This is a genomic window from Polaromonas sp. P1_F2 (assembly GCF_056405735.1).
Genome location: NZ_JBFUBN010000010.1, coordinates 84,166 through 110,646 on the forward strand (window position 1 = coordinate 84,166; position 26,481 = coordinate 110,646).

27 protein-coding genes are annotated in these 26,481 nt (G+C 64.7%); 1 reads left to right on the top strand and 26 read right to left on the bottom strand.

Annotation, left to right across the window (positions count from 1 at the left end):
* Positions 1-55: 55 nt before the first annotated feature.
* From AC1D0O_RS18885 to AC1D0O_RS18980, 20 genes are all read right to left on the bottom strand, one after another.
* Positions 56-1,213: an aminotransferase class V-fold PLP-dependent enzyme gene (locus tag AC1D0O_RS18885; protein ID WP_477655030.1), complete on the bottom strand. Its 1,158-nt coding sequence runs from the start codon at positions 1,211-1,213 to the stop codon at positions 56-58.
* A gap of 278 nt (positions 1,214-1,491) precedes the next feature.
* Entirely contained in the window at positions 1,492-1,971 is a 480-nt protein-coding gene (locus AC1D0O_RS18890; RefSeq protein WP_477655031.1) for a pilin, read from the bottom strand.
* Positions 1,972-2,482: 511 nt separating this feature from the next.
* Positions 2,483-2,866 carry a YciI family protein gene (locus tag AC1D0O_RS18895; RefSeq protein WP_477655032.1) on the bottom strand — a complete coding sequence of 128 codons (384 nt, stop codon included), beginning with the start codon at positions 2,864-2,866 and terminating at the stop codon, positions 2,483-2,485.
* A 108-nt stretch (positions 2,867-2,974) separates the two neighbouring features.
* Positions 2,975-3,637: an HAD family hydrolase gene (locus tag AC1D0O_RS18900; RefSeq protein ID WP_477655033.1), complete on the bottom strand. Its 663-nt coding sequence runs from the start codon at positions 3,635-3,637 to the stop codon at positions 2,975-2,977.
* Positions 3,634-4,527 carry a metallophosphoesterase gene (locus AC1D0O_RS18905; RefSeq protein WP_477655034.1) on the bottom strand — a complete coding sequence of 298 codons (894 nt, stop codon included), beginning with the start codon at positions 4,525-4,527 and terminating at the stop codon, positions 3,634-3,636. Before AC1D0O_RS18905 ends, AC1D0O_RS18900 begins: the two co-directional genes overlap by 4 nt.
* Positions 4,524-4,820: a hypothetical protein gene (locus AC1D0O_RS18910; protein WP_477655035.1), complete on the bottom strand. Its 297-nt coding sequence runs from the start codon at positions 4,818-4,820 to the stop codon at positions 4,524-4,526. Before AC1D0O_RS18910 ends, AC1D0O_RS18905 begins: the two co-directional genes overlap by 4 nt.
* 11 nt (positions 4,821-4,831) lie before the next feature.
* A complete protein-coding gene (locus tag AC1D0O_RS18915; RefSeq protein WP_477655036.1) occupies positions 4,832-5,248 on the bottom strand; it encodes a YchJ family protein in 417 nt (138 codons plus the stop codon).
* Positions 5,248-5,670 carry a rhodanese-like domain-containing protein gene (locus AC1D0O_RS18920; RefSeq protein WP_477655037.1) on the bottom strand — a complete coding sequence of 141 codons (423 nt, stop codon included), beginning with the start codon at positions 5,668-5,670 and terminating at the stop codon, positions 5,248-5,250. The genes AC1D0O_RS18915 and AC1D0O_RS18920 overlap by 1 nt, the downstream gene beginning before the upstream one ends.
* A 21-nt stretch (positions 5,671-5,691) precedes the next feature.
* A complete protein-coding gene (locus AC1D0O_RS18925) occupies positions 5,692-6,822 on the bottom strand; it encodes an acyl-CoA dehydrogenase family protein (protein WP_477655038.1) in 1,131 nt (376 codons plus the stop codon).
* 9 nt (positions 6,823-6,831) lie between these two features.
* On the bottom strand, positions 6,832-7,554 hold the full coding sequence (locus AC1D0O_RS18930) for a hypothetical protein (protein WP_477655039.1): 723 nt from the start codon (positions 7,552-7,554) through the stop codon (positions 6,832-6,834).
* Positions 7,555-7,562: 8 nt separating this feature from the next.
* On the bottom strand, positions 7,563-8,246 hold the full coding sequence (locus tag AC1D0O_RS18935; RefSeq protein WP_477655040.1) for an SDR family oxidoreductase: 684 nt from the start codon (positions 8,244-8,246) through the stop codon (positions 7,563-7,565).
* A gap of 2 nt (positions 8,247-8,248) precedes the next feature.
* Positions 8,249-9,331 (bottom strand): DUF695 domain-containing protein, encoded by a 1,083-nt coding sequence (locus AC1D0O_RS18940; RefSeq protein ID WP_477655041.1) that lies wholly within the window; start codon positions 9,329-9,331, stop codon positions 8,249-8,251.
* Positions 9,328-10,521: an acetyl-CoA C-acyltransferase gene (locus AC1D0O_RS18945; RefSeq protein ID WP_477655042.1), complete on the bottom strand. Its 1,194-nt coding sequence runs from the start codon at positions 10,519-10,521 to the stop codon at positions 9,328-9,330. The genes AC1D0O_RS18940 and AC1D0O_RS18945 overlap by 4 nt, the downstream gene beginning before the upstream one ends.
* 27 nt (positions 10,522-10,548) lie before the next feature.
* Complete coding sequence (locus AC1D0O_RS18950) at positions 10,549-11,232, bottom strand: hypothetical protein (protein WP_477655043.1); 684 nt, start codon at positions 11,230-11,232, stop codon at positions 10,549-10,551.
* 48 nt (positions 11,233-11,280) lie between these two features.
* Positions 11,281-13,158: a bifunctional isocitrate dehydrogenase kinase/phosphatase gene (gene aceK, locus AC1D0O_RS18955; protein WP_477655044.1), complete on the bottom strand. Its 1,878-nt coding sequence runs from the start codon at positions 13,156-13,158 to the stop codon at positions 11,281-11,283.
* A 12-nt stretch (positions 13,159-13,170) separates the two neighbouring features.
* Entirely contained in the window at positions 13,171-13,863 is a 693-nt protein-coding gene (gene can, locus AC1D0O_RS18960; RefSeq protein ID WP_477655045.1) for a carbonate dehydratase, read from the bottom strand.
* A gap of 51 nt (positions 13,864-13,914) precedes the next feature.
* Complete coding sequence (locus tag AC1D0O_RS18965; RefSeq protein WP_477655046.1) at positions 13,915-14,733, bottom strand: hypothetical protein; 819 nt, start codon at positions 14,731-14,733, stop codon at positions 13,915-13,917.
* Between the two features lie 5 nt (positions 14,734-14,738).
* On the bottom strand, positions 14,739-15,920 hold the full coding sequence (locus tag AC1D0O_RS18970) for an isovaleryl-CoA dehydrogenase (protein WP_436156017.1): 1,182 nt from the start codon (positions 15,918-15,920) through the stop codon (positions 14,739-14,741).
* Between the two features lie 37 nt (positions 15,921-15,957).
* Positions 15,958-16,401 (bottom strand): PaaI family thioesterase, encoded by a 444-nt coding sequence (locus AC1D0O_RS18975; RefSeq protein ID WP_477655047.1) that lies wholly within the window; start codon positions 16,399-16,401, stop codon positions 15,958-15,960.
* 135 nt (positions 16,402-16,536) lie between these two features.
* Entirely contained in the window at positions 16,537-16,944 is a 408-nt protein-coding gene (locus AC1D0O_RS18980) for a MerR family transcriptional regulator (protein ID WP_007867394.1), read from the bottom strand.
* Positions 16,945-17,062: 118 nt separating this feature from the next.
* Between AC1D0O_RS18980 and AC1D0O_RS18985 the strand changes: the two genes are divergently transcribed.
* Positions 17,063-18,139, top strand: coding sequence for an MBL fold metallo-hydrolase (locus AC1D0O_RS18985; RefSeq protein ID WP_477655048.1), 1,077 nt, complete (start codon positions 17,063-17,065; stop codon positions 18,137-18,139).
* 108 nt (positions 18,140-18,247) lie between these two features.
* Here the strand turns inward: AC1D0O_RS18985 and AC1D0O_RS18990 are convergent, their stop codons facing one another.
* From AC1D0O_RS18990 to gmhB, 6 genes are all read right to left on the bottom strand, one after another.
* Positions 18,248-18,889, bottom strand: a complete 642-nt coding sequence (locus AC1D0O_RS18990) for a response regulator (protein WP_477655049.1) — start codon at positions 18,887-18,889, stop codon at positions 18,248-18,250.
* Between the two features lie 154 nt (positions 18,890-19,043).
* Positions 19,044-23,348, bottom strand: coding sequence for a PAS domain S-box protein (locus AC1D0O_RS18995; RefSeq protein ID WP_477655050.1), 4,305 nt, complete (start codon positions 23,346-23,348; stop codon positions 19,044-19,046).
* 58 nt (positions 23,349-23,406) lie between these two features.
* Complete coding sequence (locus tag AC1D0O_RS19000) at positions 23,407-23,847, bottom strand: response regulator (RefSeq protein ID WP_436156012.1); 441 nt, start codon at positions 23,845-23,847, stop codon at positions 23,407-23,409.
* A 159-nt stretch (positions 23,848-24,006) separates the two neighbouring features.
* Positions 24,007-25,038, bottom strand: coding sequence for a M48 family metallopeptidase (locus AC1D0O_RS19005; protein WP_477655051.1), 1,032 nt, complete (start codon positions 25,036-25,038; stop codon positions 24,007-24,009).
* 39 nt (positions 25,039-25,077) lie between these two features.
* Complete coding sequence (locus AC1D0O_RS19010) at positions 25,078-25,830, bottom strand: lysophospholipid acyltransferase family protein (RefSeq protein WP_477655052.1); 753 nt, start codon at positions 25,828-25,830, stop codon at positions 25,078-25,080.
* A 77-nt stretch (positions 25,831-25,907) separates the two neighbouring features.
* A complete protein-coding gene (gmhB, locus tag AC1D0O_RS19015; RefSeq protein WP_477655053.1) occupies positions 25,908-26,480 on the bottom strand; it encodes a D-glycero-beta-D-manno-heptose 1,7-bisphosphate 7-phosphatase in 573 nt (190 codons plus the stop codon).
* Between the last annotated feature and the right edge of the window lies 1 nt (position 26,481).

A 26,481-nucleotide genomic window follows, 5' to 3' on the forward strand; every position in this document is an offset into this window, starting at 1 on the left:
ATCCGATGCCGACAAACCGATGGTTGAAATATCCTGCGTTCGCAGGATATTTGATTCAGGCAATCGCCTCGGCGATCTTGGTCCCTACCCCAATCCGCCCCAAAGCCCCCGCCAAACTCGCCACCGTCCGGTCCACGTTGTGCCACTTCTCCAGCCCAAACAAGCCCACGCGGAAGGTCTTGAAGTCCGCACCTTCGTCGCACTGCAGCGGCACGCCGGCTGCGGTCTGCAAACCTTCGGCCAAAAACTTCTTGCCTGACTGGATATCCGGATCGGTGGTGTAGCTGACAACCACACCCGGGGCCTTGAAGCCTTCGCCGGCCACGCTGGGCAGGCCGCGGCTTTCGAACAGGGCGCGCACCTTGCTGCCGAGTTCTTGTTGCTCGGCTTTCACTTTCGCAAAGCCGTAGGCTTGCGTTTCCTTCATGGTGGCGCGCAGGCGTGTGAGGGCGTCTGTCGGCAGGGTCGCGTGGTAGGCGTGGCCGCCGTTTTCGTAGGTTTCCATGATCTGCAGCCACTTCTTCAAGTCGCAGGCGAAGCTGGAGCTCTGGGTGGTTTCAATCGCGGTGCGGGCGCGTTCGCTGAGCATGACCATGGCGCAGCAGGGTGAGCTGCTCCAGCCTTTTTGCGGGGCCGAGATCAGCACGTCGACGCCGGTGGCTTTCATGTCGACCCACATGGCGCCGGAGGCGATGCAGTCGAGCACAAACAGGCCGCCGACGGCATGCGCGGCGGCGGCGACTGCTTGCAGGTAACTGTCGGGCAGCATCATGCCGGAGGCGGTTTCGACGTGCGGGGCAAAGACCAGGGCGGGCTTTTCTTTGGCGATGGCGGCGACGACGTCTGCCACCGGTGCAGGCACCCATGGCGCCTGGGCGCCGGTCGCTGTCTTGCGGGCCTTGAGCACGGTGTGCGAGGCGGGGATGTTGCCCATCTCGAAGATCTGCGTCCAGCGGTAGCTGAACCAGCCGTTGCGCACCACCATGACATGTTTGCCGGCGGCGAACTGTCGCGCTACGGCCTCCATGCCGTAGGTGCCGCTGCCGGGCACCAGCGCGACGGAATGCGCGTGGTAGACCTCTTTGAGGATGGCGGAGATGTCGCTCATCACGCCCTGGAAGCTGCGCGACATGTGGTTGAGGGCGCGGTCGGTGTAGACGACGGAGAATTCAAGCAAGCCGTCTGGATCGACATTGGGTAAAAGTCCGGGCATGGTTGTCTCGCAATCTTTGTTGAAAAGTCGGGGGAGCCAGCTTAGCAGGATGAGATTTTTTGACAATGCCGCAAGGACTTCTAGGGTGGAACCCTCAGGCCTCGTCCCGGACTCCAATGCGCCGCGTAGGTGCAACACGGACGCCACGAGCTTAAAACCCGGCTTACCGGACCTGTTGCGCCACAAATGACTGCCTTCTCTTTAGACGCGTGTCTGCAAATAAAAAGAGGCGCCCTTGGCGCCTCTGAGAGCAAGGCGCCGAACGCCCCGTGTTCGATTTACACCCGGCAGTCGGCCGGCGCATGTTTCGCCATCACCGTACCAGGATTGGTTCCCAGAAAAACGGCGGCCCCTGCCGCCTTGCATATCCAGTTGACTTGGGTCGGCGGGATTGTGCCCGCCGTCAGCGCGACGGGTGCGGCCACAGTGCCCGTGAAAGGGATCAAAAGTATGGTGCCGTTGCCGGCCCTTGCCGCATAAGAGATCGTAATAATCCCGGTGGCGCCGACGGCTATGCCAGTGACATTGTTGGTCGCGGTGGGCGACACAAATCCTGTCGCGAGCGCTGAGCCGTTTGACGCATTTTCGGCGACGACGAGCTTCGCGTCGGATGCGAGGACCAGGCCCTCGGATACGCGAGCCTTGACCATGTAGTCCTGATACGCCGGCAAGGCCACTGCAGCCAGAATGCCAATAATCGCCACGACGATCATCAGCTCGATCAGAGTAAAACCCTTTTGTTGAAGAGAGCGCTTCATAAATAAACCCTTGAGATTAAGAACATGGATCCCAGAGCGGTGGGCAGTTGTGCGATGCGGTTCTGCCTCTCTGGTGCCATTCTTGGGTCTAAAACTGTGTGCTCCCGATCTTTCGTACAAACACATTCCGCACGCGGACAATGTTGTGACCGGATGTCCACATCCGCGCTGTCTGTGATGCTGGACTCATAGTCAGAGTGCAAAAGAATCGATGCGCGGCCGAGCGCGGTCTCGATCACGAGAGCATCGACTTCGCGTGCGGATGGCGAGCGCCTGCTTGAAAACCAGGCCCCTTGCGTTGCGGGAGGCCTTGATGAATATTCAGCATATGGACAGACTGCGCGGGAGGAGAGCATGGTGAAGCCTCTTTCCCTCACCTGGCGCTTTGAGTTGCTTCAGCGCAGCCGCTCAGACTGATGGATACGGCCTCGATGCAGGCCTGCGGCGTCCGGCAAGCCCCGGAAACGGGCGAAGCCCGCAGCAGGGCGCTCGGCCGTTCCGGCAGCGCGGCTCAGGCCTTGCCGGCGTACTGCTCAAAAAAGCCGATGGGGTGCATGTCTATGTACCAGCCAGCCTGCTCACCCAGCGTGGCGGCCGGGTGGATGGAGGCCAGGCGCACGGCTTCATCGCGGCTGCCGGCCTCGATGATGAAAAAGCCGCCGACCAGCTCCTTGACTTCGGTGAAAGGGCCGTCGGTGACCTTGGGCTTGCCGCCGCGCGGCTGGATGCGTATGGTCTGCTCGGGTTCGCCCAGGGAGGCGCTGAGGCGCAGCTGGCCGGTAGCCTTGAGCTCGGCGTCTTTGGGTGGGCACTGGCTGACCAGGGCCTTCATGTCGGCGGGCGCCATGGCGGCGAAGTCGGCGGGGGTGTAATAAGCGAGGCAGAGGTATTTCATGGGGTGTCCTTTCGGTTGGGTTTCAGGTGCTGACACCTTTACGACGAACGGTACGGGCCGGAATCGACATGCCGGCCAAAAATAATCCTGAAACAGATTCTCAGCCCATCAACTGAGCAAAGCCGCCAGGTCGGCCATGTCGGTAAAGACATGGGTCGCACCGCTGGCCTTGAGTGAACCGGGCGCGTCATGGCCCATTTCGGGCGGGCTGTAGCCGAAGACGGTGCAGCCGGCCGCGACGCCTGCCGTGACGCCGGTGACGGTGTCTTCCACCACGGCGCAGCGTTTGGGGTCCACGCCCAGGGCCGCGGCGGCGGCCAGGTAAACGTCGGGGAAGGGTTTGGAGCGCGGCAGCTCGTGGCCGCTGAAAATGCGGCCCTTGAAGAAGGGCATGAGGCCGCACTTCTCGAGCTGCAACTCGACCTTGAAGCGGTCGGCGCCGGAGGCGCAGGCGATGCGGCCCTTGTAAAGCGCGTGGACCTTGGCAATGGCGTCGACGGCGCCGGTGATGGCCTTGAGGTCGCGCATCAGGCCGGTGTTGCGGCGTTCGCGGAACTGGACCATCCAGTCTTCGGTGAGGGGGCCGCCGGTGTTGGCGGCGATCAGCGCGGCTTCGTCCTTGACGGCCTTGCCGACAAAGATGCGCATGCATTCGGCGGGGCTGAGTTTCCAGCCGCGCTCTTCGAGCATGTCGCGCAGCACGCCGTTGGTAATGGGTTCGCTGTCGACCAGCACGCCGTCACAGTCGAATAACACCGCGTCAAATCTCATGGTTCCGCTTTCATGTCCAGTTCAGGTTTTGCCGGGGTGGCGAGCGTGAACATCACCCATTCAGGCCGCATATTAAAACGCACCGGCAGGATGCTGACGCCGAGCCCGCTGGTGATGTACATGCGATTGTCGCCGTGCGCTACCCAGCCGTAGGCCCAGGCGCGGGGGCCGGCGCCGGGCACCACGGGCGGGCCGTAGAAAGGAATGCTGACCTGGCCGCCATGGGTGTGGCCGGCCACGATGAGGCCGCGCACCGGCGGCAGGTCGAACAGGCTGGCCGGCTCGTGCATGAAGACCAGGGCCTGCGCGCCCTTGGGCACCTTGGCCATGGCGCGCACCGGGTCGGAATGGCCGGTGTCGTCGTCGCCTACACCGGCCACCCACAGGGCGGTGCCGGGCAGGGGCACGGCGTCGTTCTCAAGCACCTGGATGCCGGCGCGCTGGAAGGCGGCGGTGAATTTCGCGCCATCGTGCCACCAGTCGTGGTTGCCCATGACGGCATAGACGCCGAGCCTGGCCTTGAGCCCGCCCAGCACCTGGGCGATTTCGTCTTCGGGCGTGGCGGCAATCTCGGTTTTGTAATCCCGGTCGGCAAGAAAGTCGCCGGGCAGCAGGATGACGTCGGGCTGGGCGGCGTTGATCTCAGCCACGATGGCGCGGGCGCGCTCCAGTGTCATGACGCGCCACAAAGGGCGTTTGCTGAAATGCCAGTCGGACGCGATGGCGACCTTGAGGCCGGGCGGGCCTTGCCAGTGGGGGATGGTTTCGCTGATCTCGCGGTGGGCGACCCAGCGCGGCTCGATGATGACAGTCCAGGTGCCCAGCAGGAGCATGGCAAGCGCCAACACGCCGGCGGCGCGGCGTCCCCAGGGCTTCACAGGCCGGGTCACAGGCGGATATCCGGCGAGTCGCCGTCCACCGCGTCCATCACGCCGGTGCTGTGCGGCGCCAGGCCGTAGCTGCGCAGGTTCTTGCGCAGATCCGCGGGGTCGACCTCGTTCCAGGCCAGGCCGCAGTCCATGCAGGCATGCGCATGTTCGTTTTGCAGGAGAACGGGTTTGCCGAGCAGCGAGCGCAGCAGGCCGCGCAGGGGATAAAACCGCTCGGCTTCGAAATTCCCGCGAACCACCTTGCGGCTGCTGCAGCGCAGGCAGTACATGCCGCGCACGGTCTGGTTGAACATCTGCCCTCCCCTTATTGGATATCGCCGTCCACATAGTACCAACGGCCGGCTTCGTGTACGAAGCGGCTGCGCTCGTGCAGGCGCACTGCCGGGCCGGCCGGGGATTTCTGGCGCGCGACAAACTCGACTTCGGCATGCGTGGCGTCGAGCTGGCGGTGGCTGCGCACTTCAAGGCCCAGCCATTTGACGCCGGGGTCGAAGTCAATTGACGCGGGCCTGTGGCTGGTGTACCAGGTGACGAGCAGGTAGTCGGCGCGTTCGGCCACAAAGGCGGTGTAGCGCGAGCGCATCAGCGACTCGGCGTCGGGCGCGGGGGTGGTATCGAAGTGGTTGAGGTAGCGGCCGCAGCAGCTGGCAAACGGCAAGGGCTTTTGGGCCGTTCCTGTGCGGCCGCAGGGGCATGGCTGGGACGGCGGCAGCTTGGGCATCAACCGCAGCTGTGGGCGCGGGCCTTGCGCTCTTCCAGCGTTTCAGTGGGCGCGCCCTGCTTGACCCATTCTGCATAACCGCCGTCGATATGGGCGACGTTGGCCATGCCCATATCTTGCAGGGTCTTGGTGGCCAGGGCGCTGCGCCAGCCCGCGCCGCAGAACAGGATGAACTCCTTGCTCTCGTCGGCGAACAGGGGCTTGTGATAGGGCGAGGCCGGGTCCACCCAGAACTCGAGCATGCCGCGCGGTGCGTGGTAGCTGCCGGGCAGGGTGCCGGCCGTGAGTTCACGCACGTCGCGGATGTCGACGATCTGCACATTCGGGTCGTTGAGCCTGGCCTTGACTTCATCGACGCTGTAAGTCTTGACCTGGGCCATGGCCTCGTCGACCAGGGCGCGGAATCCTTTGGTGATGGGCATGGTGTTCTCCTTCGTTTCAGTTCAAGCCAGGGCTCGCTGGATGATGATCTTCTGGACGTCCGAGGTGCCTTCGTAGATCTGGCAGACGCGCACGTCGCGGTAAATACGTTCGACCGGGAAGTCGCTCACATACCCATAACCACCCAGGGTCTGGATGGCGGCGCTGCAGACCTGTTCGGCCATCTCGCTGGCGAAGAGTTTGGCCATGGCGGCTTCTTTCAGGCAAGGCAGGCCGGCGTCGCGCAGGCTGGCGGCGTGCCAGATCAGCTGGCGCGCGGCTTCGATCCTGGTCGCGCAGTCGGCCAGGCGAAAACCCACGGCCTGGTGGTTGAAGATGGCGGTGCCGAAGCTCTGGCGCTCCTTGGCGTAGGCCAGGGCCGATTCAAACGCGCTGCGCGCCATGCCCACGCTTTGCGCGGCGATGCCTATGCGCCCGCCTTCGAGCGCGCCCAGGGCGATCTTGTAGCCCTCGCCTTCGCTGCCGATCAGGTTCTCGGCCGGGATGCGGCAATTGTCAAAATTGATCTGCGCGGTGTCGCTGGAATGCTGGCCCAGCTTGTCTTCAAGCCGCGCCACCACATAACCTGGGGCGCTGGTGGGCACGATAAAGGCGCTCATGCCTTTTTTGCCGGCGCCCTTGTCGGTCACCGCGATGACGATGGCGGCGTGGCCATTCTTGCCGCTGGTGATGAACTGCTTGACGCCGTTGAGCACGTATTCGTCGCCCTCCTTCACCGCCGTGGTGCGCAGTGACGATGCGTCGCTGCCCACGTGCGGCTCGGTCAGGCAGAAGACGCCCAGCATCTCGCCCTGCGCCAGCGGCGTGAGCCACTGCTTTTTCTGCTGCGCATTGCCGTAGCGCATGAGGATGGCGTTGACCGGGCAGTTGGTGACGCTGATGGCGGTGCTGGTGCCGCCGTCGCCGGCGGCGATTTCTTCGAGCACCAGCGCGAGCGTGAGGTAGTCAAGGTTGGCGCCGCCGAATTCCTCGGGCACACAGATTCCGTAGGCGCCCAGCGCGGCCAGGCCTTTGTGGGCCTCGACGGGGAAGTAATGCTCCTTGTCCCAGCGCGCGGCATGGGGCCAGAGCTCTTCCTGCGCGAACGCGCGGACCGCGTCGCGGATCATTTCCTGGTCTTGATTGAGCAGCATTTTTTGCCTTTAAGGGCCCTTGACAGGCTTGAACCGGTTACCGTCGAGCCGGAAGCGGCGTGAGGTCACCGACAGTTTTTCTTTTGGGGCCCCACCCAGCTGGGTGGTGACCTCGATCATCTCAACGATGTTCGATGCGGAATTGCCCAGCAACTGGAACTGAACATGCGTCTGTTCGCAGGGCTTGGCTGACGGGGAAGTCTCCCCGCAAGCGCCCAGGTTGTTGCCGAACTCGGCTTTATGCAAGACCTGCGTTTCCCAGCCCTTGAAGCGGACCAGCGCATGGGTGAAGTCTTCGCTGCCCTGGCCTGAGCCAGAGTCCTCCAGCAAGGAGAACTCGCCATAGTGACGGGCGACATAACGCAAACCCAGTGACTGGCTGTAGCCAAGTTCCCTGGCTTGTTTCAAGGCCGGGCGGTACAAAAAAGTACCAGCAGAAAAATTACGTCCGCGATCCGGGAACCACACCGAAACAAGGAAGGCCGTCTCGGTTTTCCCGACCATGACCTCATGCATGCCCCGAATGGCCAGGGCTTCCGCCTTGTTGGTGCGGTCCTTCAGGCCTGCGCGCATCGCGGTCACGAGTTCGCTTTCATTGGGCCAGGCGGGAACAGGGTCAGGCGCGGCAAAAACCGAAGTAACCGAAGTCGCCGCACCGACCGCGATCAGCCCGATCACGAATGCACGGCGCGCAGCGGTGACGAGGCGATTGTCATGATCCATCGACATCATGCGGCTCCTTACCAGGACTCAAACGGCACGCCGTCGTAGTCAAGAAACGCGCCCTTGTGTTCAGGCCCCAGCCCAGCCAGCGCGGCGCGCATGGCCGTGACGCTTTGGGCTGTGGTGAGCGGCGCACCGCTGCCGCCCATGTCGGTCTGCACCCAGCCGGGCGACATGGCGACCATGATGGCCTTGGGATAGTCGTGCTGGGCGGAGGCCACGGCCATATTGAGCGCGGCTTTGCTGGCGCGGTAAACCCAGCCGCGGCTGTTCTCCACGCCGCCTATCTTGGCCATGCCGCTGCTGATGAAAGCGAAACGGCCTTTGCCGCCACCGTCCAGCCTTGAGGCCTCGACCAGGGGCGTAACCTGCGGGATGGCCTGCATGGCGCCCAGCACGTTGGTGTGCATGGCCTGGTCAAACATTTCGCTCGTTGGAGGGGTCAAGGCACCGCCCTGCGGAAACACGCCGGCCACATAGAGCGCAATGTCGATCGCCTCGCCGTCGAGCAGCCAGGCCAGGCCGCTGATGCTGGCGGGCTGGGCCACGTCAAGCCGCAAGGCCTTGGCGCCCAGGCCCTTGAGGCGCTGCAGGCCCTCGTCGTCGCGCGCGGTGGCAATGACCTGCGCGCCGTCGGCTAGGTACTGGCGAACGAACTCAAGCCCTATGCCGCGTGATGCGCCTATGACGAGGACTTTCATGGCTAACCCGCGAAATTGAAGTATTTCGACCACGAAGGGTCGAAGGCATGGGTCAATTCGGCACCGGTGAACGATGCGCCGTGCAGGCTGGCGTCCACCACGCCGAGCGCGGCAGGCAGGTCACCCACATAGTAGTTGGCCAGGCGCCGGCCATTCCTGACCACGGTGTGGGAAAGGATGCCGGCATGCTGAAGCTCCAGCCGGGTGGCGATCTGCTCCTGGAGTTCACGGGCGCGGTCCAGCGCGGCATGGTCTTCCACGGGCAGGCGCAGCTCGATCGCGTGGCCCAGGTCAGGCCGCGCTGCAATCGCATTGGCGCTCTGGTTGACGGCCACGATCGCCTTGTCGCCCTCTTCGTCCTCTTCGCCGTCGCCGTCGCCGTCGCCATCCTCGCCACCGCCAAAGACGACCGTCATGACCGACCACCGGTGTTCGCCGCTCGGGAACAAGCCGGTGTGCCCCAGCTCATTCGTCCAGAAGCTGTCGAGCACCGGGCCAAACTTGTCGAGCGGGGTGGAGGCGCTCACTTCGTCCGAAAATCCGTCGACGAAATCCACAAAACCCACCTTGACCGCGAAGTCGTACTCGCCGAGCACATGGTCGAGCATGATGAACGCCATATTGCGCGCATGGTCCTGCATGTCGCTGGGCAGTTCCCGCGCGAACATGACTTCCATGCCAACCCGGCCTTCATCGGCAAGGTGGCCGATCAGCACGTCGGAGGTTGCCAGTTCGAAGTCGTCCATGCGCATGGGAAAGTCCGGGCTCTCCGTGCGGGCCCGAAAGGCGCTGAGGGTGTAGTGCTTGAGCGGTGGCGCGCGCTTGACGAAATCCAGCAGCAGCGGAAAGGTGTCGGTACTCCCGTGCGCCGTGGCGATCAGTTCGACCTGCTGGTCGCCGTCGTCAGCCGACATCTCGAGGGCCAGCCCGTCCAGGCAGGCTTCCAGCACCTCGTTGATTTCTTCCACCTGCTCGCGCACCGGCTTGCGGACCAGCGCCGCCTCACCCTCACGAAAGCGCAGCCAGAAGCCGTCTATGCGCTGCGCGAGCTCAGCGGCCGAGAGCGCTGGGCCGGCCTCGCTCATACCAGCTCGATGGCCATGGCCGTGCCTTCACCACCGCCAATGCACAGCGTGGCGACGCCCTTCTTCAGGCCGCGAGCCTTGAGCGCATGGATCAGCGTGACAAGGATGCGGGCGCCGGACGCGCCGATCGGGTGGCCCAGCGCACAGGCGCCGCCGTTGACGTTGACGATGTCGTGGCTGATGCCGAGTTCTTTCATGGCGGCCATGGGCACGACGGCGAAGGCTTCATTGACTTCCCAGAGGTCCACGTCTTTCACGCTCCAGCCGATTTTCTTGAGCAGCTTGTTGACGGCGCCCACCGGCGCGGTGGTGAACCATTCGGGTTCCTGCGAGAAGGTGGCGTGGCCGACGATGCGGGCGATGGGCTTGGCGCCCAGCTCTTTGGCCGTTGATTCACGCGCCAGCACCAGGGCGGCGGCGCCGTCGTTGATGGAGGAGCTGGAGGCGGCCGTGATGGTGCCGTCTTTCTTGAAGGCGGGCTTGAGCGTGGGGATTTTGTCGAGCTTGACCTTGCCCGGGCCTTCGTCGATGGAGATGACGGTCTCGCCGGCGCGGCCCTTGACGGTGACGGGGGTGATTTCGGCCTTGAAGGCGCCGGACTCGGTGGCGGCCTTGGCGCGCTGCACGCTGGCGGTGGCGAAGGCGTCCTGGGCTTCGCGCGTGAATTTGTATTTGTCGGCGCACTGCTCGCCGAAGGTGCCCATGGCGCGGCCGGGTTCATAAGCGTCTTCGAGGCCGTCGAGCATCATGTGGTCAAAGATGCGGTCGTGGCCGATGCGGATGCCGCTGCGGCCCTTGAGCAGCAGGTGCGGCGCGTTGGTCATGCTTTCCATGCCGCCCGAAACCATGACGTCGCGGCTGCCGGCGACGAGCTGGTCGTGCGCGAGCATGGTGGCTTCCATGCCGGAGCCGCACATCTTGGACAGGGTGACGGCGCCGACGCTGGCGGGCAGGCCGCCCTTGAAGCCGGCCTGGCGCGCAGGGGCCTGGCCCTGGCCGGCCATCAGGCAGTTGCCGAACAGCACTTCATCGACCTTGCCGGCCGCGATGCCCGAGCGTTCAATGGCGGCCTTGATGGCGGCGCCGCCGAGGTCGTGGGCCGAGAGGCTGCTGAAGTCGCCCTGGAAGCCGCCCATGGGGGTGCGGGCTGCGCCGAGGATGACGATGGGGTCTTGGTTGGAGTTGGACATGTCGAGTTTCCTTTCAGTTGGTTCAGCTTAGGGGGTGGGCCGTGGCATTTTTGCCTCCAGCGCCTTGACGAAATTCGGGTCGATATCGGCTCGCTGCGGTGTGGCCTCGGCGAGCTTCAGTCGCTTCCAGGCCATGGCGTAGTTGCCGCTGGTGTAGTCGGCAATCGCCCAGTTCTGCAGGTTCAGCGTATGGTTCGGTGCTTTTTGGTAGATGGCTTCATAACGCCTGACAGCCTCGGCCATCAGGGTTGGATTGCTCACCACGCCCGCCGCGATTCCAATCGTCCTGGCGTAATCGACGGCAAGATCGATGTCGCCGGGCGCCAGTTTTTCAACTTCGGCAAACAGGCCCAGTGAAGCAAGAAGGCCCTGGTCGCTGCTGGCGGACGCTGCCGCCATGCCCCACAAGGCGGAAACGCTTTTCGGGTCGATCATCCAGGCCTGGTTGAAACGCCGCATGGCATTTTCCGGGTTGCCCTGGCGCAAAAACTGCCAGCCCCGCTCCGCAACATCTTTCGCCGCCTTTGGCCTGTCACCCGGGTAGCGGGCGTCAACCTCGACCAGGAATGCGGCGTCCGCCGCCTTCTGTTGTTCAGTCTTCTGCAAGTTGCCGTATTTGGGCAGCAGCGAGATGTCCTGCGAGAAGGCAAGACCGCAGAAAAAAGCCAGCGCCGCAAAAAGCGCCCATGTCCTGATGAGGGGAGTTGTCATGGCCATTTCCTTCAGTCTCGTTGTTATGTTCCGCCGCCAGTCCCCGCCTCAAGGGGTCAGGCCGCTGAGGCCCGTCAACACCGGTTCGGGCGGCAGCTGCGTCAGCACCTCATCGTGGGGAGCGCCGGGGCTGTGAAGCGCGCTGAAGCGCTTTTCGCGCTCGTAGGGAAACACGTCGTGCACATGGCCGGCCTGGATGCGGGCCTGGTGTTTCTGCCAGAAATCGGCGTCCAGCAGGTTGGCGTGGTGCTTCATGAAGACCTCGCGCACCGCGTCGTTGCCGAGCAAAAATGGCTCGAAGGTTTCGGGGAACACGTCCTTGGGGCCGACGGAGTACCAGACCTCGCCGCTCATCTCTTCTTCCTCGGTGCGGGCCTCGGGCACCTTGCGGAAGTTGCAGTCGGTGATGTATTCGATCTCGTCGTAGTCGTAGAACACGACCTTGCCGTGGCGCGTGATGCCGAAGTTCTTCCAGAGCATGTCGCCGGGGAAGATGTTGGCGGCGACCAGGTCCTTGATGGCGTTGCCGTACTCGACGACGGCGCGCTCGATCTGGTCTTTGGCGGCGGGCTCGTTGACGCCGGCGTCGAAGGCTTCCTGCAGGTAGATGTTGAGCGGGATCATGCGGCGCTCGATGTAGACGTGCTTGATGATGACCTCGGTCTGGCCGTCGCCGTCGCGGTCGCTGATCTCGAGCTGGCTGGGCGCGAACTTTTCGATCTCGGCGATCAGCTCGTCGTCGAAGCGGTCGCGCGGGAAGGCGACCTCGCTGTATTCCTGGGTGTCGGCCATGCGGCCGACGCGGTCGTGCTGCTTGACCAGCAGGTACTTGCCCTTGATCTGCTCGCGCGTGGTGTCTTTCTGCGGCGGGTAATAGTCCTTGATGACCTTGAAGACATAGGGGAAGGACGGCAGGTCGAACACCAGCATGACCATGCCCTTGATGCCGGGCGCGATGCGGAACTTGTCGGTGGAGTGCCGCAGGTGGTACAGGAAGTCGCGGTAGAAAAGCGTCTTGCCCTGCTTGGCCAGGCCCAGCGCGTTGTAGATTTCGGCGCGCGGCATGTGCGGCATCATGCTGCGCAAAAACTGCACATAGGCCGAGGGTATGCCCATGTCGACCATGAAATAGGCGCGGGCGAAGCTGAAGAGGATCAGCAGGTCGTCTTCGCCGAACAAGGCCGCGTCTATGACCAGCTTGCCCGCCTTGTTGTGCAGCACCGGCAGCGCGAAGGGCACTTCGTTGAAGCCGTTGATGATCTTGCCGACGACGTAAGCGCCCTTGTTGCGAAAGAACAGGCTGGTCAGCACCTGGATCTGGAAGTTGGCGCGCAGCTTGACGTCGGCGAAGCGCTCGCTGATGGCCTCGAGCACGTAGCCGGCGTCGCGCTCGAGGTTGTCGAAGGGCAGGCGCAGGTCGAAGTCGCGCACCAGCTGCAGCAGCACCTCGCGCATGTTGTCGCGTGTGGGGTAGTAGGCGCGGTAGGTGGGCTGCGAGGCGAGCTCGTCGTTCTCGATGTACTCGGTGCTGACGGCCGGGCGCACGAAGATGAAGTCGTTCTGGAAGTAGCTGCGGTGCAGGATCTTGGTGGTGACCGAGTTGAAGAAGGTCTCGGCGAGTTCGGGCTGGTGGTGGTTGACCAGCAGGCCGATGTAATGGAGCTTGACCTGCTGCCAGACGTCCATGGGCTGCTCGCCGGCCTTGAACTCGCGCTCCAGGCGGGTGGAGGCCTCGCGCACGCGCAGGTCGTAGAACTCGATGCGCTCGCGCTGGGCGCGCTGCTGGCCGTGCCAGTCGGCGGTTTCAAAGCGGTGCTTGGCGCGCGCGGACTCGGTGCGGAACAGCTGGTAGTGGCGGTTGAAGCCGTCCATCATCGCCTTGGCGATGTCGTAGGCGATGCTCGAGTCCAGGCGCTGCGGGAACATGGCGGCTTCCGCTCAGACCAGCTGCTGCTGCGTGCCGCCGCCCACACGGGCCATCCACACGTCCCAGACGCGGTCTACGGCCTTGCTGTAGAGCATGTCGAGTTCAGCGGGGCCGGAGACGCTCATCTGCAGGTCCTGCAGCAGGCCGTCGTGCACGCCGAAGGCCCAGCCGTGCACGGTGACCTCCTGGCCGCGCGCCCAGGCATCGACCATGACGGTGCTGACCGAGACGTTGACCACCTGCTCGATGACGTTGATGTCGCACAGGGCCTGGGCGCGCACTTCCTCAGGGAGGCTGTCGAGCAGCTGGCGATGGCGGTGCCGCACGTCCTGGATGTGGCGTATCCAGTTGTCGGCCAGGCCGATGCGCGCGCCTTCAAGCGCGGCCTGCACGCCGGAGCAGCCGTAGTGGCCGACGACCATGATGTCCTTGACCTTGAGGCGCTCGACGGCGAACTGGATGGCCGAGAGCGCGTTGAGGTCGGAGTGCACGACGATGTTGGCGACGTTGCGGTGCACGAAGACCTCGCCGGGCTCGAGGCCGGTGATCTGGTTGGCGGGCACGCGGCTGTCGGAGCAGCCTATCCACATGTACTTGGGCGTCTGCTGCTTCACCAGGCTGGTGAAGAAGCCTGGCCGTTCGGCTTCCATCTGCGCGGCCCAGGCGCGGTTGTGGGCGAAAAGGTCTTGGAGCGAGGTGGTCATGGGCGTATTTTCACCTGAGCGCGGGGATGCCGCCCGGGAAGCGACTGAATGTCATGTTTCATCGAACCCCCTCGGCTTTAAAAGCGCTTTTTCGGCCAGGCATTTTTCCGTCATGATGGCGAGTTCCTTGTCGCTGTGCGGGTCCGAAGGTGTGGGGTTAGCCCCGGACTTCACGATCGATGCATCGATCAACAAAGGCCCTTCGCCGGAAAAATCGCAGACAAACCGGTATTTGCCGTCAGAAAGCGAGGCAGTCAGCAGCTTCCGGGTCTGGTGCATCTTGCCGCTCTGGTAGCACCACCTGCCCACTTCACCGTCACCCTGGACCAGCCCGGTCAGGCAGCGGTCCCCTTCGCGTTCATAGAAGGCGGCCGTGCCCCCTGTGAGAAGTGGGCGCAGGCTCTTGAAGTCGGGCGTTGGGCCGTGCGAATACATCAACTGCTGGGCGGGAAAAGGATTTCCGGCGCCATGGGTGTATTCAAACAGCGTGAGGTTTCCCATGCTTGCCCACTTGAACTGCTCACATCCCGTGTGAAGCGCCTGGCCCTTGGCGGTAAAACCCATGGGTTCGTCAAGGTCGATGCTGACGGTTGTGCCGTCCCGCAAGGTGAGGCCGACGGCGTACGCCGCGAAACGGCCTTTGAGGGCGAGAACGGCTTCCTCGGAGGTCTCCCCCACTCTTGAGGCATCCAGAAATACGTTGACGGCCTTACCCCGCAGCGATTCGGGGACGCCGCATTCGAATGTGGCGTCGGCTTGCGGCACTGCCGCGTAGGGCAGGGGCTCGTCTTTCTCGCACGCAGCGAGAAGCGCGGCAAGCGCGAGCACAAGGATCCATTTGAGCTTCTGATGCATCACCGGCATGGGCACTGGCCTCACATGGTCTCGGCGAACAGCTCGCGGCCTATCAGCATGCGGCGTATTTCGCTGGTGCCGGCGCCGATTTCATAGAGCTTGGCGTCGCGCCAGAGGCGGCCCAGCGGGTAGTCGTTGATGTAGCCGTTTCCGCCGTGGATCTGCAGGCCCTCGCCGGCCATCCAGGTGGCTTTTTCGGCGCACCAGAGGATGACGGAGGCGCAGTCCTTGCGGACCTGGCGCACGTGGTCGGTGCCCAGCATGTCGAGGTTTTTGGCGACGGTGTAGGCGAAGGCGCGGCCGGCCTGCAGCACGGTGTACATGTCGGCGACCTTGCCCTGGATCAGCTGGAACTCGCCGATGCTCTGGCCGAACTGCTTGCGGTCGTGGATGTAGGGCACAACGCTGTCCATGACGGACTGCATGATGCCCAGCGGGCCGCCGGTGAGCACGGCGCGCTCGTAGTCGAGGCCGCTCATGAGCACCTTGGCGCCGCTGTTGAGGCCGCCGAGGATCTGGCTGGCGGGCACTTCGACGTTGTTGAAGACCAGCTCGCCGGTGTGGCTGCCGCGCATGCCGAGCTTGTCGAGCTTTTGCGCGACGGAAAAGCCCTTCATGCCTTTTTCGATCAGGAAGGCGGTGACGCCGCGCGCGCCGAGTTCGGGTTCGGTCTTGGCGTAGACCACCAGGGTGTCGGCGTCAGGGCCGTTGGTGATCCACATCTTGCTGCCGTTGAGCAGGTAATAACCGCCCTTGTCCTCGGCCTTGAGCTTCATGCTGATGACGTCGCTGCCGGCGCCGGGCTCGCTCATGGCGAGCGCGCCCACGTGTTCGCCGCTGATGAGTTTGGGCAGGTATTTTTTGCGCTGCTCGTCGCTGCCGTTGCGCTTGATCTGGTTGACACAGAGATTGCTGTGCGCGCCGTAGGACAGGCCGACGGAGGCGCTGGCGCGGCTGATCTCTTCCATGGCAATCATGTGGGCCAGGTAGCCCATGTTGGCGCCCCCGTATTCCTCGCCCACGGTGATGCCGAGCACGCCGAGCGCGCCCATTTTTTGCCACAGGTCCATGGGGAACTGGTCGCTGCGGTCGACCTCGGCCGCGCGCGGGGCGATTTCGGCCTGGGCGAATTCGCGCACCGCGTCGCGCAGGGCGTCGATGTCTTCACCGAGCATGAAGTTGAGTCCGGGCATATTGGTCATGATGGGCTTTCTGGGAGCGAATGATGGGTTGGATGAGTCAGTAGGTCTTGGGCACGGGCACCAGGGTCTGCTGCATCAGGGCGCAGGCGCTTTCCTTGCCGCCGGGCGCGACGTGCGTGACTTCGGCGGTGGTGACGATGATGCGCTTGCCGGCCTTGGCGACACGGCCCAGGGCGCGCAGCTCACCGTCCTTGAAACCGGCCATGAAGTTGATCTTGTATTCGACGGTGGTGACTTCGGAGTCTTCCGCGGCCACGGTGAGGGCCGCGTAGCCGCCGGCGATGTCGGCCAGCGCGCCCATGGCGCCGCCGTGAAAGCCGCCCTGCTGCTGCGTGACGCGCTCCGAATAGGGCAAGGCAACCTCGCAAAGGCCGGGCTCCACGCGCAGCAGCCGGGCGCCCAGGTGCTGCATCAGGCCCTGGCGCAGGAAGCTGGCTTCGATGCGCTGGAACAGGGCTGTCGGGGCGGCGGGAGTGTCCATAAAAAGCCTTTTACGAGCTGCGGGGAATCGCGGTTTTGATTGACGTTTACGTAAACGTCAATTATGGCGTATTTGCGGGCCGCCCGGCTTTGACCCGGCGCGGCCTGGGGCCAAAGTGGCCGGGCCTAGGCTGGCCTAGGGCTTGCCGGCCTTGGCCTTCTCGGTTTTGGCGAGCAGGGCCTTGGCTTCTTTTTCGTGGGTGCGGATTTCGTCGAGGTTGGCCTGCAGGTCGAGCATCTGGGCTTCGAGCTTCTTGCGGTGCTCCGTCAGGATGGCCAGGAATTTCTTGAGCTGCGGGGCGGTGTCGCGCGGGCTGTCGTAGGAGTCGATGATTTCCTTGGCCTCCACCAGCGACAGCCCCAGGCGCTTGGCGCGCAGCGTGAGCTTGAGCCGGGTGCGGTCGCGCGCGGTGTAGACGCGGTTGCGGCCGCCCGCCCCTTCGCGCTGCGGCTGCAGCAGGCCCATGTCTTCGTAGAACCGCATGGCGCGCGTGGTCAGGTCAAACTCTTTTGCCAGGTCGCTGATGGTGTAGGTGGTGGCCATGGTGTGAAGTCTTGTGCAAACCCTGGGCAAACGCGGGCGACAGCGCAAAACGGGTGCTGTCCCTACAATGCCTGTGTATGACGTTTACGTAAACGTCAAATATACCGCGAATATTGCCATGAACCTCCTCGAGCAGCAACTCCACTACCCCTTCGGCGACACCCTTCCGGCCCAGGGCACGACGCTGGAGGTGGCGCCCGGCGTGAAGTGGATACGCATGGCGCTGCCCTTCGCGCTGGACCACATCAACCTGTGGCTGCTGCGCGACGAGATGGACGACCCGAACCGGCCGGGCGTGAAGCTCCAGGGCTGGACCATCGTTGATTGCTGCATCAGCCGCGAGGAATCAAAAGCCCAGTGGGAAGCGATTTTTGCGACGCAGCTCGAAGGCCTGCCGGTTCTGCGCGTGATCGTGACGCACATGCACCCCGACCACATCGGCCTGGCATCCTGGCTGTGCGAACGCTGGGCCTGCCGTTTGTGGGTCAGCGCCACCGATTACCACTCGGCGCGCATAGGCTCGCAAAGCACCACGGGTTTCGGCGGCGAAAGCGCCGCGCGCTTTTTTGCCTCGCACGGCCTGGTGGACCCGGAGTCCATCGAAAAAATCCGCGGCCGGGCCAGCTACTACCCGGGCATGGTGCCCTCGGTGCCGGCAAGTTATGTGCGCATCATGGACGGCATGACGGTGCGCATAGGCGGGCGCGACTGGCGCTGCATCAGCGGCTACGGCCACGCGCCCGAGCACATCGCGCTGCATTGCCAGGAGCTTGACACGCTGATCAGCGGCGACATGGTGCTGCCGCGCATTTCGACCAATGTGAGCGTCTACGACATGGAGCCCGAGTCCAACGCGCTCACGCTGTTCCTGGAATCGATCGACAAATTCCTGCCGCTGGACAAGGACACGCTGGTGCTGCCCTCGCACGGCAAGCCATTCCGCGGCCTGCACACCCGCATAGGCCAGTTGCACGACCACCACCGCGACCGCCTGGCCGAAGTCATGCAAGCCTGCGAAGCGGCACCCTGCAGCGCCGCCGACATCCTGCCCATCATGTTCCCCCGCAAGCTGGACCTGCACCAGACCACCTTCGCCATGGGCGAAGCGGTGGCGCATCTGCATGCGCTGTGGTTCCAGGAAAAGCTGACGCGCATGCTAAGCCCAGACGGCATCTACCGCTTCAGCAGCGTGTGACGTAGGGCTCTCTAACCCAGCAGGGGCCGCGGAACTGGCTTTGCCAGGCCGCAGGCGCAGCGCCCCCTCGGGGGGCAGCGCATTACACGAAGTGAAAAGCGTGGGGGCCTAATGCCGCCACTTGCGATTGGCAGTCACCAAAGCCGTGACATAGCCATGCAGCCAGTCGAAGTTGATCGGCTTTTGCAGCAGGTGGGCTTCGGCCGGCAGGCCGCCGCGCGCCTTGACGGCTTCGGGCGCCAGGCCGCTGATGACGACGATCTGCATGTCGGAGAGCTGCAGGTTGCGTTTGCAGGCCTTGAGCATTTCAATGCCGTCGACCCCGGGCATGGACAGGTCGGTGATCAGCAGGTCGGGCCGCATGCTCGCGATGTCCATCATGGCTTCGAGCGCCGAGGGCATGAAGGTGCAGTCGACCGGCAGGTCCCAGTCCTCGAACTGGCAGCGGTAGAGCTCGCGGGTGTTCTCGTCGTCTTCGACCATCAGCACGCGCAGGCGGTGCTTGGGGTCGGTGTCCGCCCGCGAGAGTTGCGGGTTGTTCTTGGCAAGGTAAGCGTTGATGGATTGCAGCGCGATGCGGCGATGGCCGCCCAGCGTTTTCCAGGCCTCGATCTCGCCTTTTTCCACCAGCGATTGCACGGTGGCGACGGACAGGCCCAGCAGCTTGGCCGCATAGCTGGTGCCGCAGTAATCCTCGCTCGAGAAATCCGAAGCGGTGATGGCGGCCTCGAAGGACTTGGGTTCACGCATGGTCAGTCTCGTAAAGGATTGTTTTTCGCATTTTTCGCATTTTAATCAATTCGTTCTAAAAAGCCCTAGAAAAAACACGAGAAAAGAGGTGAAAACATCCTTCTGTGCGGGTAATTACTCCCGATCAGGACACATCGCGTCACATCAGGACACATCAGGACGTCTGCGGCGTTTTCGGCAGGGTGAAGAAAAAGGTCGCGCCCTGGCCGGGTGAGGACTCCGCCCACAGCCTGCCGCCATGGCGCTTGATGACCCGGCTGGAGGTGGCCAGGCCTATGCCGGTGCCGGGAAATTCCGAGGCGGCATGCAGGCGCTGGAAGGGGTTGAAGAGCTTGTCGGCGTAGGCCATGTCAAAACCGGCGCCATTGTCGCGCACAAAGTACACGGGAAGCCCCGCGGCGTCCTGGGTATGGCCGACGGTGATCTCGGCCACGCCCTCGTGGGAGCTGAACTTCCAGGCGTTGCCGAGCAGGTTTTCCATGACCACGCGGACCAGCCGGGCGTCGCCGTGGGCCTTCAGCCCTTTTTCGATGCTCACCACTGCCTTGCGTTCGGGGTCGCGCGACTGCCACTCGTCCATGATGCTGCGCGCCAGCGCCGACAGGTCCACCGTCTTGTTGCTCAGGGGCGCGCGCGACACCTGCGCCAGCGACAGCAGGTCTTCGATCAGCTGGCCCATCTGCGCCACGCCGGCCTGGATGCGCGACAGGTAGTGCGTGACCCTGTCGCCGGCGTCGGCGCCCAGCTGCTTGGCCAGCAGGCGGCTGAAGCCGTCCACGGTGTTGAGCGGCGAACGCAGGTCGTGCGACACCGAATAGGAAAAAGCCTCGAGTTCGTGGTTGGACAGCCGCAAGGCGGCTTCGATGGCCTTGATCTCGGTGATGTCGGCGTCTATGCCGACCCAGAAGGCCACCTGGCCCTGTTCGTCCAGCACGGGCGACGCACGGTAGGACATGGTGTGGGTGCTGCCGTCGCGGGCCAGCACGCGGCGTATGCCCATGAAGGGCGTCTGCGCGGCCTTGGCGGTCACCCACGTGGCCTTGACGTCGGGAAGGTCTTCGGGGTGGATGACGGAGAACCACTGGGTGCCGGTCCAGTCCTCGAGCTTGCCGCCGACCAGGTCGAACCAGGCGCGGTTGAAGTAGGTGGCCGCGCCGTCGGGGTTGATGGTCCACACCACCTGGGGCGCCTGCTCGGCCAGCGCGCGGAACAAGGCCTGCTGGCGCTCCAGCGCCAGCGTGCGCTCGGCCACCTTCTGCTCCAGCCCGGTGTTGAGCTGGCTGACTTCCTCGAGCAGGCGGGCGTTCTCGATGGCGATGGATGCCAGCTGCGCGAGTTCGAGTGCGACGTATTCGTCCTGCTGCGTGAACTCGCCTTCGTACTTGTCGGACAGCTGCAGCAGCCCGATGTTGCGGCCGTCGCGCCCGGTCAGCGGCACGGCCAGCCAGCCGCGCATGGCGGGGTGTTCGCCTGCATAGCTGCCGAAACCGCGCCAGCGCGGATGGGCTTCGAGCTCGGCCTGCGTCATGCGCATGGAGCGGTTGGTCTGGCAGACCATCGCATAGATGCCGGTGCCGTCGGGCGGCTCGATGAGGTCGCGGTATTTCGCGTATTTGTCGGACAGCGAGAGCGCGTTGATGGCCTGCTTCCAGTCGTTGCTGACGGTCAGGCTGACGATGGACTGGTGCGCGCCCACCACGCCCCTGGCCTGTTCGGCGACCTCATGCATGGTGCCTTCCAGCGTCTGGTGCCAGGTGATGGCCTGCGCGGCGTCGGCGGCGCGCTGCAGGGTGAACAGGTGCTCCTGCACGTCGCGCTCGGCCTTGCGCTGGGCCGTGATGTCCATCGCCAGCACAAACCGGGCGGGCACGCCGGCGTACTGGATGGGCCGCGACACGGCGTGGACGGAAAAAACCGAGCCGTCTTTGCGGCGGTGCTGCCAGTCGCCCTTCCTTTCGACCGAGTCGTCTTCAAGCGCCCGCTCCAGGCGAGAGTGCTCGACCTCGGGACGGATATCGAACAGGGTCATGCCCAGGAATTCGGCCGCCGAGTAGCCGTAGCTGTCCACCGCCGCCTTGTTGACGTTGAGGAAACGCTTGGTGGCGACGTCGAACACCCACATGGGGACCGGCGCCATTTCAAACAGGGCCGCGTAGCGCTGTTCGCTGTCCATCAGCGCCTGCTCGGCCCGCTTGCGCTGCGTGACATCGCGCTCCACCGCCACCCAGTGCGTGAAAAGGCCTTTGGCGTCGGCGATGGGGACGATATCGAGGTCCACCCAGAACTCATCGCCGCCCTTGGTGTAGTTGATCAGTTCGGCCCGCACCGGCTGCCACGCCTCCAGCGCGGCGCGGATGCGGTCGAGTTCGGCCCGTTGTGTGTTGGGGCCCTGCAGCAGGCGCGGCGTCCGGCCCAGCACTTCTTCGCGGGTGTAGCCGGTGCGGCGCTCGAAGGCGTCGTTGACGAAGACGATGCGCGGGCCGGGCGCGTCGATCGGCCCGGCCTCGGTGATCAGCACGATGTCGTTGAGGCGGGAGACGCAGGACTCCAGCAGGCGCAGGTGCTCCTGCGCCTGGTGCTGCTCGGTGATGTCCTGCAGCACGCCGACCAGGCTCACGACCTTGCCGTCCCGCTGCAGCGCGCGGCCTCGCGTGCGTACCCAGATGCGCCGGCCCTTCTCGGTGATGAGCGGCAGCTCCAGGTCCCATGGCGTGCCGTGAAGGAAGGCGGCTTCAGCCGCGGCCCTGACGACAGGCTGCGCTTCCGGCGCATAAGAACGGATCGCATGCCCTATGCTCAGCCTGGCCCCGGGTTCCAGGTCATGGATGCGGTAGATTTCCTGGGACCAGTACGGCGTCATGGTGTCGACCTGGACTTCCCACCCGCCGATTTTGGCGAGCTCGCCGGTGCGGTTCAGCAACTCGGTGCCGCGGGCAATTTCCAGTTCCGCCTGCTTGCGGTCGGTGATCTCCTGGAGCACGCCGGAGCGGCGCGGCTCATGCCCCGGCTGGCCGTCCTGCCGATCATGGGCGCGGCCCATCAGGTGGATCCAGCGCACCTCGCCGGCCGCCGTGATGACGCGGAACTCGACGTCCAGCGGCAGGCCGCCCTCGACGGCGGCGTCGCGCCTGGCCTTGAAGTCCCGGCGGTCGCCGGGGTGGATGAGCTGCAGGAAGGCTTCGCGGCTGGCGGCGAACGCCGCCTTGTCCACGCCGAGCAAGTCATAGACCTCGTCGGACCACCAGGTCTTTTCGGTGCCGACGTCAAGCTGCCAATACCCTATGCGTCCCAGCCGCTGGGCATCCTGCAGCCTGCGCTGGATGGCTTCGCTGTTCGCCAGTTCCGCCTCCAGGGCGCCGCGGTGCTTCTGCAGCGATTCGGCCATGCGGTTAAAGCCGGCGGAGATCCGGGAGAACTCCCCGCCGTCATCGGACGGGCCGACCGGGATGCGCACGTCCAGCCGCCCGTCCTCGATGCGCCGGGTTGCCTCCAGGATGTTGCGCGTGGGGCGCACGATGGCGCGCCCGCCCATCATCCAGGCGAGCAGGCCGCTCAGGAAGGCCAGCGAGGAGAGCACGCCCAATTCCAGCCACAGCTGGCGCTGGGAGGCTCCCACCACGAGGTTGTGGTCCAGGCTGACCGCCACAAAAAACGCCTCGCCCGCGTTGCTGCTGCTGGGCATGTAGGCCCACAGCCGGCGCTTGCCCGCGCCGTCCGGGCCGTCGGCAGTGCCGGTCCGCATGGCCTTGACCGCCTCGCGCAGCACCGGGCTGGCGGCCTTCTGGCCGATACGGATGGGCAGGGCCGGTTTTCCGGCCAGCAGCACGCCGTTGCGGTCGTGGATGCCGAGCGCGGCGCCGGGGGGCAATTCGATGCCCAGCGCCGACTTGGCCATTTCGGCCAGGTCCACCGACGCATAGGCCACCATCAGGACATGCCCCTCGCGGTCCAGCAGGGGGAGCGCGAAGCTGATGGAGGGTATGCCCGTGGCGCGGCCCACGATGTATTCGCCGGTCACGAAGCTGCGGCGGGCCACGGCTTCGCGGAAATACGCGCGGTCACCCAGGTAGTTCAGCGTCGAATTGGGAATCCCATTGCACAGCGCCCGGCCATCCATGCCCACAATGCCCAGGTTGGCGTACAGCGGGAACTGCCGGTTCAGCTCCACCAGGTAGGCGTCGCAGCGCCCGCCCCTGCCGCCTTTGACGGTTTTGCCGGCCTCGTCGCTCAGCAACTCGGGCGCATGGACGACGGCCGTGAGCACCTGGCGCGCCGTCTCGGCCAGTTGCTGCTGGTTGGAGGCCGCCAGCGAGGCCGCGAACTGCAGGTCGGTCATGGCCCGCTCGACGGCGATATCGGCGTTGTAGACAGCCTTGAAGATGGACAGGCCGAACAGCGGAACAATCGCGGCCAGCACCAGGATGACGAGGCGGGTCCGCAGCGTGATCTGAACCTTCATCGCGGCCATCTCTCAGGAGCCCGCCGAAGCCGCGCGGGCGCCCTGCACCGCAGGAATCTCAACCGGCCGCGATGGATTCATTGACATCCAGCCAATAGGCCTGGAGCCGCTGGAGTTTTTCCGTGAGGTCTCCGAAATCCACGGGCTTGCGGACAAAACCGTTGGCGCCGGCCTGGTAGCAGGCCACGATGTCGGAGCGCTCGCTGGAAGACGTCAGCATGACCACCGGCACCAGGGCCGTGAGCGGATTGGCGCGCACACTGCGCAGCACATCCAGCCCCGACAGCTTGGGCAGCTTCATGTCCAGCAGGATGAACGAGGGCTGCCGCTGCGTGTCGCGCCCCGCGTGGCTGCCCTGCCCGAAGAGATAGTCCAGCGCCTGCACGCCGTCGCGGGCAACCGCGATCTCGGCGGTGACGCCCTGCTCCTCCAGAGTCAGGACGGTCAGCTCCAGGTGGTCGGGATTGTCTTCAACTACGAGTATGAGCTTGTCGTTCATGGAGGTGCTTGAGAGGTACGACATCAATTCCCTGGGGGTTCTGGCATTTTTGATATTTTTGTCATATTACCAAGTAACGCTGACATGTACTACTTTGTTATCGATGATCCCCGAAAGGCCAAGGTTTGGCCCAACCGCTTGAGCGGCATGCACGCCAGGCTACCAGCGCGGAATCGCTTCGTCTTTGAGCTGGCCGCGCAATTCGGCGTAGTCGGGCACGATGGTGCGCACCGTGTCCCAGAAGCGCGGGCTGTGGTCCATCACGCGCAGGTGGCTCAGCTCGTGCACCACCACGTAGTCGATCACCGACTGCCTGAAATGCACCAGCCGCCAGTTCAGCCGGATGGAACCGTCGGCGCTGGCGCTGCCCCAGCGCGTGCCGGCGCTGGACAGGCTGAGCTTGTGCCACTGCACGCCGAGTTGCGGCGCGAAATGGTTGAGCCGCTCGATAAAGATCCGCTTGGCCTGGCGCATCAGCCAGGCCTGCACGGCATCGCGGATCTGCTCGGCCGACGCGTGGTGGGGCAGGCCCACGTGCAAGGTCAGCTGCGCCACGCCGGGCAGCGTGTCGTTGGCCGCATCGCCGTTGCCTTGCAGCAGCACCTCGGGCGTGTTGGGCGTGTGGGTCTTGAGTTCAGCACCTATGCCGCCGAAGGCATGCCGCGGGTCTATCACCACGATGACCTGGTCGCCCAGGAACGGCAGGGTGGTGCCGTCCTTCCACTCGATACGCGCGGACTCCATGCGCTCGTGGCGCTCACGGGTCTCCTGCAGCTTGGCGAGTATCCAGCCGGACTTTTCAAGCACGGCCTTGTCGATCTCATAGAGCGGCACCCACTTGGGCGCGCTCACCGTGAGGCCGTCGGCGCCGGCTGAAAAGCCTATGGTCTTGCGTTTGCTGCGCCGGAATTCGTAGGCCACCAGGATGCCGTCCAGTACAGACTCGCGCGTGGCGCGCGGATGGCGGAAGGTGGCCGGCGCCAGCGCCTGCTGCAGGCTTTGGGCGGGAAGCTGCGGCCCGATGAACTCGGCTTCGGCCTCGGCGGCCGGCTGCGGCCGCGGGACGGAAGCCACCGGTTTGGGGGCGCGCGGCTTTGCCGGGGGTTTGCCGGTTTTCGGGCCCGCGCTGCGAACCGGCGGCGCGGGATGGGCGTCAAACAGGTCGAGCGTGAACTGGAGAAGCCGTTGCATCACATCAGTTTAGCGCGGCGCGATAAGCGCAGGCACCGCTCAGGTATTCGACACGGCGGGCGCGTAGGCCTCGGGATCGAGCCGGTGCATTTCCGATTCGATCCAGGCTTCCACTTCGCGCATCAATTCGTCCGGCTGCCGGCCCGCGCTGGGGATGGGCTTGCCGATGGAGATGTCGACAATGCCCGGCTTCTTGATGAAGGCCTTGCGCGGCCAGCATTTGGCCGAAGTGACGGCGATGGGGATCACCGGCGCGCCGGTTTCAATGGCCAGGCGCGTGCCGCCCGATTTGTAGGTGCCCTTCTGGCCGCGCGGGATGCGCGTTCCTTCGGGAAACATGATGACCCAGGTGCCTTGCGCCATCAGGCGCTTGCCCTGCATCACGACCTTGTTGAAGGCCTGGGCACGCTGGCTGCGGTCGATGTGGATCATGTCCATGCGTGCCATCGCCCAGCCGAAGAAGGGCACATACAGCAGCTCCTTCTTGAAGACGTAGGCCAGCGGATGCGGCATCAGCGTGGGCATGCACAGGGTCTCCCAGGTGCTCTGGTGCTTGAGCAGCAGCACCGCGGCGCTGGTTTCGCCGGTGGGCAGGTTTTCCATGCCGGTCACGCGGTTCTTGATGCCCAGGATGAAGGTGCCGCCGCTGACCGCCACGCGCAGCCAGCCCGCGCACATCCAGTACATGGTGGTGCTGCTGACGAAGAGCGACGCGATGACCACGAAGGTGGCCCACGGAATGATGGTGACGGACATCCACAAAAGGTGCAGGACGGAGCGGATAAAGGGCATGTGGGAGCTTCCGGCTATCGGTCAGGTTGTATAGGTTGTAAGGGACGGCAAGCGGTTTTCCGCGGAACGCGCGATGTTCAGATGGCCACCGGCAGCGGCCGTGCGCCGCGTTCCAGCAGGAAATCGGCGAAGGCCGGCAAGTCCGCATGCAGTGTGGTGCCGGCCGGCAGGCCCTCGGGCTGGCCGCCGCCCCGGTACTGGGCCGACTTGCCCGTGAGCACCAGGTGCGGCTCGCAGCCGGCCGCGGCGCCGGCCTGCAGGTCGCGCAGCGAATCACCGACCGTGGGCACGCCCGCCAGCTGCACGCCGAAACGCGCGCCTATCTGCTCGAACAGGCCGGGCAAGGGCTTGCGGCAGGTGCAGCTTTCCTCGGGGCTGTGCGGGCAATAAAACACCGCGTCGATGCGGCCGCCGACGGCGGCCAGCATCTTGTGCATCTTGGCATGCATGGCGTTGAGCGAGGCCACGTCGAACAGGCCGCGCCCCAGGCCAGACTGGTTGGACGCGATCACCACATGCCAGCCCGCATGGTTGAGCCGCGCGATCGCCTCCAGCGAACCGGGCAGCGGCAGCCATTCGTCCGGCGATTTGACGAAGTCGTCGCTGTCGCTGTTGATGGTGCCGTCGCGGTCGAGGATGACGAGTTTCATG